Source organism: Moorena sp. SIO2C4, from assembly GCF_010672485.1.
Lineage (GTDB): Bacteria > Cyanobacteriota > Cyanobacteriia > Cyanobacteriales > Coleofasciculaceae > Moorena > Moorena producens.
The window spans coordinates 1-7598 of the sequence record NZ_JAAHGN010000291.1; the positions used below are offsets into that span (position 1 = coordinate 1).

Below are 7598 nucleotides of genomic sequence, written 5' to 3' on the forward strand. Positions count from 1 at the left end.
TTATGGTTGGTAGGTTATGCAAAAAAGGGTTAAAACTTATTGATTAAGGCGAGCCTGTCTTACGGTAACTATCGCCAAAGGCGACGCTTGGCCGTAGGCCACGCCAAAGGCGAACGCGAACAAACCATGAGCGACTGCATCAAGACAGAGATAGAAAAGAAAGAATAAAGTATTTAAGAGCATTAAGAGAATTAATAAAAATATCTGGAATCAAAAGCCTTGTATTCATTGATTAATCAGGGTTTGACAAAATACAGTCATGCCTTTATGGATGGTCCAAAAAAGGGAATAAACTGTATGGTGAACAAACAGTAAAACGAATAAAAATAGAAAATTTAGTAGCAGGAATAAGGAAGAAATCAAAAGATTTAATAGCCCCTTGTTTAGTGGTAGTCTGAATGCAGAAGTATTTGAAGGATGGTTAAGCCAATATTTATTACCCTCATTAACAATTCCTTCAGTATTAATTATGGATAATGCACCAATTCCTAGAAAAAGTGCAATTAGAGAATTAGTAGAGTCAGCCGGTCATCAAGTATTATTTTTGCCGAAATACTCTCCAGATTTCAATGATATAGAGCATGATTTTAGTGCTTTAAAGAGAGCCAGAATGTATACTTCTATAGACACTTCTCTGGATGAAGTGATTCGTGAATATTGTGCTTCTTAGTGTCTCCTCCTTATTTAAAATAACTATAGGAGCAGGAATATCGGGGGTGCATCTCATATTTGTAAAAAAGAAGGGGAAGTGTGGGAAGTGTGGGAAATGTGGGAAATGTGGGGCGGGAAGTGTGGGGCGGGAAGTGTGGAAATTTTCGCGCGAATTTTTGCCTAATTGCATCGCTACCAAAAATCCCTATATAATTGATTAATTATTGCCTCTTGCCTCTTGCCTCTTGCCTCTTGACTTTCTCTAAGTGACTATGTTCACAACTCAAATAAAAATGCTATATTAGATATCAGTTAATCAGCTCAAATACATCTACTGTTTGCAGTTTTCCCTTGATTGAAACTTGACCCAATTCCCGATAGGTATACTGGTGCTTGGTCGCTTCATAGACACTACCACTGACGAGGATCTGACCCCCGTTGGCCATAGCTTGTAATCTGGCAGCGATATTGACTTCATCACCAATGGCTGTATAGTCCATATGCTGGGGAGAACCAATGTTTCCGACCACAACTTCTCCTGAACTAATCCCAATACCGGTTAGAAAATTCTCCCGGATCCAGGGGGTAGGCATAGTCTTAAGTTGATGTTGCATAGCAATAGCAGCTGCGATCGCTTGTCCCTGATTATCCTCTAGCTTAGAGGGGGCACCAAACATAGCCACAATCATATCGCCCACAAATTTATTTACTGTTCCCTCGTGGCTGAAGATAACATCCACCATGCAGGTAAAATATTCGTTCAGGTATTCAACAATTTTATGGGCTTCTAATTCTTCACACCGAGTTGTGAAATTCCGAATATCAGAGAACAATATAGTAATAGGCTTTTTGGCTGGAGTCAGAGAGATATTGCCCTTGGCATCAATAATAGCTTGGACAAGTTGGGAAGGAATATAGCGTTCCAGTCGGCTTTTAATCCGCTCCTCCTGTAGTTTATTTCTATGGAGCAAGGCATTTTCAATAGCTCCTGCTGCTTGAGCTCCAAGAATCGTTAAAAATTTCAAGTCTTGAGCTGTATAATTAACTGGTTTCTCACTACAAAAGTTAATCAATCCCAGCAGACCCTTTTGGGTTTTTAGAGGAGCACAAACCAGAGAGTTGATGGACTTCACACTAGCAATAAACCTGGGATCATCTTGAACCTGATTCACAATATCAGCCTTACCAATTCCTAGCCCATTCTTTGTATTACTATTGCTCAGCTGAAAAAATTCTGTTGGATTATACTGTTTGCCAAAGGCGGAGATTATATCTAGTTGCTCAGTTTCGGAATTAATTAACAAGACTGAACCACAATCTCCTGGAATCAGTCTTCTCGCTTCATCCAGGAACAGCTGAGCAATAGCGGACAGCTCTAAACAGGATGGAATCCGTTCCGAAACTCTATAGAGTAAATTAATTTCTCGGTATTGATCTAAGATAGCACTGCCTAGATCTTTTTTTTCTAATTCTTGATTAGCTAAATAATTCAGGAGTTCTTTAATTGCGATCGCTTTCTGATCCCCTTTGACCCAGCCAATCACCTGACCTCTTGCTTCAACGGGATATTTATTGGCTAAGTTACAACGTCCCAATATCGGAATTTTCCTAGGATTGTCCAACAGCAGCTTTCCGTGGATATCCTCAATCTGGACAGCGGTGTCTATGGCGTCAATCAGTTGACTTATGACCCCTAGCGCTTTTGGCTTAGAAATAATTTTTTTGAGACTGATAGATGCCATACTTTGTGCTACTATTGTAAGTTGGCTTAAAAGTATCGATTCAAAGTACTCCTCACCCGTTCCTCTCGAAGCATATTCTCATAGAGGATAGCATTAGATATGGCTGATGTGGCTTGAGATGCTAAAGCACTGATTAATTTCAAATCCCTGGCTGTATAGTCTACAGGTTTTTCACTACTGAGCTGAATGACACCAATTACCTGATCTTTGGTCTTGAGTGGAACACACATTAGGGAACTGATCGGATAATCAGATGGCACAAACCTGGGATCCGATGAGACATCGTTAACGATTTCTCCTACACCAGTCATAATCACACTGCCAACAATACCTGCTATCGATTGCTTGTGGGGTCTATCCCCCATTTCTGGCTCAAAGCTAGCCAGTACTTCCAGTTGGGATTTATCTTGGTCTAGCAAAAAGACAAATCCCCGATTCACTTGAATTAATTCCCTAGTTTGATTAATCACAATTTGAGCAACATCTTGAGGCATTAAATTGGCAGTTAATTTCCCCGATAGATTGTAGATTAAGTTTATTTATCGATAGTTCTCTAAGGTTTCTATAGCAATTGATCGGCGTTCTAGTTCTCGATTCGCTAAATAATTGAGTAGAGCGGCAATAGGACGAGCATTCTCTCCTCCCCTAACCCACCCTAAAGTAGTTCCTTTCAGGTCTATCTTGTATTTACCAGATGAATCATCAGGCTCATCTCCGAATAACAGTTGCTCATCAATGTCTTGAATACTAATATCTCCTCCCAGGGAATTTATCAGGTATGAGGAGCAGTGACGAGATGTCTTTTTGGGCAATTATTTTTTTCAGTTTAATAGCGGCCATGTAGTTTAGTAAAGCGGTTTTAAATTAGGTGAGTTACATTTTTTTAGGGAGCAGGGAGCAGGGAGCAGGGAGCAGCTTACAAGGGTATGATTTTAATATGGAAGGTATTCGCTGGCCAGAAAATCAATCGAGAGTAAAAGCAAACACGATATTGTAAAACTGATGATGAAAAGTCCTCAAGCTGATCAGGAATGGTTAAGAGTGGTCACCCTTAAAAATGCCCCACTTGAGTAAATCTCAGGCCATAGGATTAGCGATGGGTCGCAATGCAATCGCCATAACTCACAGTTGTGGATTATCGACGGTAACAGTGTTTCTAGCACAATTATTCAATAAGCCAGAAGGAAATGTCAGAGAACAATTGCGACAATGGTATCGAGAAGCCAATAATAAGTATGGTAGGTTCCGACAGGAAATAGAAGTAACTCAAAGTTTTAAACCGTTATTAACTTGGTTGTTGAGTTGGTGGTCGAAGGATGAAAAAAGCCTGGTGTTAGCTGCAGATGCTTCCACCTTGGGACAGCGCAAAACATTGTTGGTGATTAGTTTAGTCTATCGTGGCTGTGGCATTCCTGTAGCCTGGAAAATTATCAAAGCCACAGAAAAAGGTAGTTGGAAACCTTACTGGTGTCAATTGTTCGATCACATCGAAGTGAGCATGCCTGATGATTGGTTTGTGATTGTTGCTACAGATAGAGGGTTGTATGCCAAGTGGCTCTACGAGGCCATCAGGAAAAAGGGTTGGCATCCTTTGATGCGAATTAATCATCAAGGATATTATCGAGCCTCACACCATCAGAATTTTGTCCCAATGTCTTCATTAATTACTCAGGTTGGTCAGCACGCTTAGTGGTCGAGTCACCTGCGCATGCGACTCATAGTCTTGATTGTACTCTTCTGGCTAACTGGGAATCGGGCTATGCTGACCCTTGGTTAATCTTGACAGATCTATCTCCACAACAAGCTCAAATCTGTTGGTACAGTATGCGTAGTTGGATTGAATGTTTATTCAAAGATATTAAGCGTGGTGGTTTGGGCTGGCATCACACCAAAATGAGTGATCCTGGCCTTTCGGCCACGCTACGCGAACAACGGGCTGAAAGATTATGGTTAGCCATTGCCACAGCCACATTGTGGTTGGTTAGTGTTGGAGGAGAAACTGATGGTGATTTATCTGCTAGCAGTCTGTCTGACAACCATGGCAATAATAAGAGTGAATTAGATCAATCACCCTCAACAGCCACTGTCCAACAGACTAGTTGTGATCTCAATCAACCTACTCGTTATTTAAGTTGTTTCCGACAGGTGCGACCCGTGGCGAATTTAATTCGCCTACGGAAAGCGCACCTTAGGGGTTTTTTGATAATTTTGGCTTCTGTGATTAAACAAATGCCTTTACCTGTTGGCTGCTTTGTTCCTCCATTTTCTCTTGATTCTGGATAATTCTTAAAATCATACCCTTGTAAGGCAGGGAGCAGGGAGCAGGGAGCAGGGAGCAGGGAGCAGGGAGCAGGGAGCAGTGAAGTCATAAAAGGGAATAGGCAAAAGGTAATAGTGGTAAAATAATTTGGACATCATTAGACTATCAAAAAATATATTATTAATCTAATAATATAAAAAATATAGTGGCTAATTTATGTTCAAAACGCACCTTGTTAACCAACGCTTGTTCTTTGGCAATCCCTGAATTAACCAGAATCATATCAGGTTTGAATGAAATCGCTTTAGAAAGACAATCTTGACCATTTCGGGCATAAATTATCCGAATTACTCTTTTCCGTAATACCTGAGTAATCATTTGAGCTTGAGGGAGATGTTCCTCCACTATCAAAACTTGCTTAGTCGGCTTTTCTTGAGAGGTCAGTCGAACAACGTCTTTGAGCAGTTCTTCGAGATTAATCGGTTTGCTCAAACATCGCTCAACTCCTAGAGCATGTTGCTCTTCAGTGATGGACAAAATGATAATCGGAATATCCATACTGTGCAAGTCATTTTTAACCACCGCTGCTGTATCAAACCCATTCATTTTCGGCATCACTACATCCAAGATAATTAGATCAGGAGGTTCTTGTTTGATCTGTTGAATTGCTTCCCAACCATCTTGCGCTTCCTGAATCCTGTAACCTTCTGCTCTAAGATGCTGCTTGAGTAGCTCTCGAATCGGAGCTTCATCATCCACAATCAGAATGGTTTTATCCCTGGAATTTGTGGTCATTTTCGAGGTGATCATGGATGATTTTAGTTGGGTGATCAGGGTTTCAGCAGCTATGGTTTTGACTCCAGGTTCAGACTCAACCGATATGGGTAAGCTAAAGGAGAAGTTACTCCCTTTACCCAGTTCGCTTTCGACCCAAATTTGTCCTTGATGATGTTCCACAATTTCCTTACAAATAGGGAGTCCTAAGCCGGTACCTTGAGGTTTTTCAGTTAGAGTATTACCCGCCTGTTTGAATTTTTCAAAGATCAGCGTCTGCTCGGCTTCAGAAATGCCTATACCGCTATCAATGATACTAACGGTAATCTCTGAACCAGTTCGCCTTACTTTACAGTATACAAACCCTTTATCCGTAAACTTAGCTGCATTAGAGATTAGATTAATCACCACCTGAATTAGTCGGTCTCGGTCACCAATTATCTGAGGTAAGCCCTCGTCTATACTCTTAATTAATTCCACATCATTCTGTTCAAACAGAGCAGTCGTAGCAATGATTGCTCGTTCTAGGACATCGACAACTGAGAGGGGTTGCATTTTCCACTCTACTCGACCAGCTTCTAGCTTAGCCAGATCCAGGACATCATTGATCAAAGCTTTGAGACGCTCCCCTTCGGAGATAATGATGTTAACATTTTCTGACACTTGCTTGAGGGTGCGCTGAATCTTGTGGTCATTGGTAGGAATTAAGGGAAATAGGGTTTTTTCCAGTTTTTTCTGAATCAGTTTGGCAAAACCCATTACTGAAGTTAGGGGAGTCCTCAATTCATGGGAAACTGTGGAAATAAAGTCTGTTTTCATCCGGTCTACTTCTTTTTCAAAGGTAATATCTCGGATCAGAATCACCGAACCCATAAAGCCATCCTGACTATCAGGGTTATCTGTAGCCTTAGTATCTTTTAGAATAGCAGTGGCTACGGCTTTGCCAATCCGTTGATTGGTCAGTTCTACTTCAGCGGTAAAGACTTGTTTAGGGTTAGTCTTAGTAAGAGTGACTAGGTTTGCGATCGCATTCCCCAACACTCCCTGACACCCTTGACCGAGTAACTCGGTTTCCCCCAAATCAAACAAGCTCACCAAAGCTGGATTGATGCGAGTAATTTTGCCCTTGGTATCTGTTACCAGTAATCCATCGGCTAAGCTTCTAATCATCGCATCCACGTAAGCTATAGTATGCTGTAATTGAGTCGTGGTGGTTTTGAGACACTGAGCTTGTTCACTGACAATTGTGTACTGTTCTTGAGTAGTGGTGTATAAATGTGCCTGGTTGATGGCGATCGCTAACTGATTGCTCACGGCTTGTAATAGCTCCAATTCCAAATCACTACAGCTCCAAGGCTTGCGGCGCATACAAATTAAATAGCCAGGAGGATGCAACCCCCGAATCATGACTGGTAACGCCAGATAGTTCCCTGTCTGGCAGTAGATGAGTTGATCACCACTATCATGGAAGTGAACCATCTGTCCTTGGCTTAAGCGATCGCATAAATCATCAGAAGATTCGATACGTATGAATCCCACTTGGGACGGTAAATCAGCTTTTCGATGTTCACACAGAATTTCCAAGCATTGTTGGTCTTGGTGATACCAGCCAAAAGTCACTCGGTCGAGACGCAAGAGGGTAGCAATTTCATTGACAGTAGTTTGCACAGTTGTTTCCAAATCCAGAGATTCACGAATACGAGTAGTAAGCCCATTCAGCAGCGCCTCCTGCTGAGCCCTGGCGTTGGTCTGCTCGAAAGTTTGAATCTGTAGTAAAGCAATAACCATGGCGATGATCAGCATCACTCCCAACACCGATGCCAGCAAATTGAGAGAATTGAGTTGTCGCTCCACATTAGCCCGGGGAATCACCAAAGCCACAGACCAATCCGCGTGTTGCAGAGAAGTATAGGCAACATACACCGACTGACCATGCAGTTCCATTAGGGTTACCGACTCTTGCGGGTTGGCTATTTTCCTAGCCTCCATCATCAGTTGAGCAATTTGCTTTAGATTGGGGTTAGGGGAGTCTAAAAAACTCCTACCAAATTGAATTACCTTTGGGTCTGGATGGGCAATGGGTACTCCTTTTGAGTCCAAAGCAAAGGCATAACTCCCTTCTCCCAAGGTAGTATTGGTAATCACCTCTGACAGTCGGTCTAAGGAAACCA

Annotated in this window: 7 protein-coding genes and 1 pseudogene; 4 read left to right on the forward strand and 4 right to left on the reverse strand. The window is 41.8% G+C overall.

All coding sequences use genetic code 11. The annotated features are described in order from the left end of the window. The first annotated feature begins 39 nt into the window (after nucleotides 1-39). Nucleotides 40-168, forward strand: a complete 129-nt coding sequence (locus F6K20_RS16505; protein WP_267872134.1) for a hypothetical protein — start codon at nucleotides 40-42, stop codon at nucleotides 166-168. Beyond that, nucleotides 147-670, forward strand: a pseudogene (locus F6K20_RS16510) (IS630 family transposase); the annotation flags it as partial. The gene F6K20_RS16505 and the pseudogene F6K20_RS16510, both read left to right, overlap by 22 nt. A gap of 289 nt (nucleotides 671-959) precedes the next feature. Here the strand turns inward: F6K20_RS16510 and F6K20_RS16515 are convergent. From F6K20_RS16515 to F6K20_RS16525, 3 genes are read right to left on the reverse strand one after another with little or no spacing between them, the layout of a single operon-like run. Then, nucleotides 960-2393, reverse strand: a complete 1434-nt coding sequence (locus tag F6K20_RS16515) for an adenylate/guanylate cyclase domain-containing protein (protein ID WP_008191899.1) — start codon at nucleotides 2391-2393, stop codon at nucleotides 960-962. A 26-nt stretch (nucleotides 2394-2419) separates the two neighbouring features. After that, nucleotides 2420-2887 (reverse strand): GAF domain-containing protein, encoded by a 468-nt coding sequence (locus F6K20_RS16520; RefSeq protein WP_287254750.1) that lies wholly within the window; start codon nucleotides 2885-2887, stop codon nucleotides 2420-2422. Nucleotides 2888-2932: 45 nt separating this feature from the next. Then, entirely contained in the window at nucleotides 2933-3205 is a 273-nt protein-coding gene (locus F6K20_RS16525) for a hypothetical protein (RefSeq protein WP_008191904.1), read from the reverse strand. A 254-nt stretch (nucleotides 3206-3459) separates the two neighbouring features. Here F6K20_RS16525 and F6K20_RS16530 point away from each other — a divergent pair, with 254 nt between their 5' ends. Together F6K20_RS16530 and F6K20_RS16535 are read left to right on the forward strand one after the other, a co-directional pair. Next, on the forward strand, nucleotides 3460-4083 hold the full coding sequence (locus tag F6K20_RS16530) for a hypothetical protein (protein ID WP_207554321.1): 624 nt from the start codon (nucleotides 3460-3462) through the stop codon (nucleotides 4081-4083). Further along, a complete protein-coding gene (locus F6K20_RS16535; protein ID WP_008191913.1) occupies nucleotides 4083-4676 on the forward strand; it encodes a hypothetical protein in 594 nt (197 codons plus the stop codon). Before F6K20_RS16530 ends, F6K20_RS16535 begins: the two co-directional genes overlap by 1 nt. Nucleotides 4677-4833: 157 nt before the next feature. Here F6K20_RS16535 and F6K20_RS16540 read toward each other — a convergent pair. Continuing rightward, on the reverse strand, nucleotides 4834-7598 hold a 2765-nt coding region (locus F6K20_RS16540; protein ID WP_287295339.1), incomplete at its 5' end, for an ATP-binding protein.

Coding starts and splice junctions, on each gene's coding strand:
- F6K20_RS16520 (WP_287254750.1), bottom strand. CDS start 2,887: ATGCCTCAAGATGTTGCTCAAATTGTGATTAATCAAACTAGGGAATTA.
- F6K20_RS16515 (WP_008191899.1), bottom strand. CDS start 2,393: ATGGCATCTATCAGTCTCAAAAAAATTATTTCTAAGCCAAAAGCGCTA.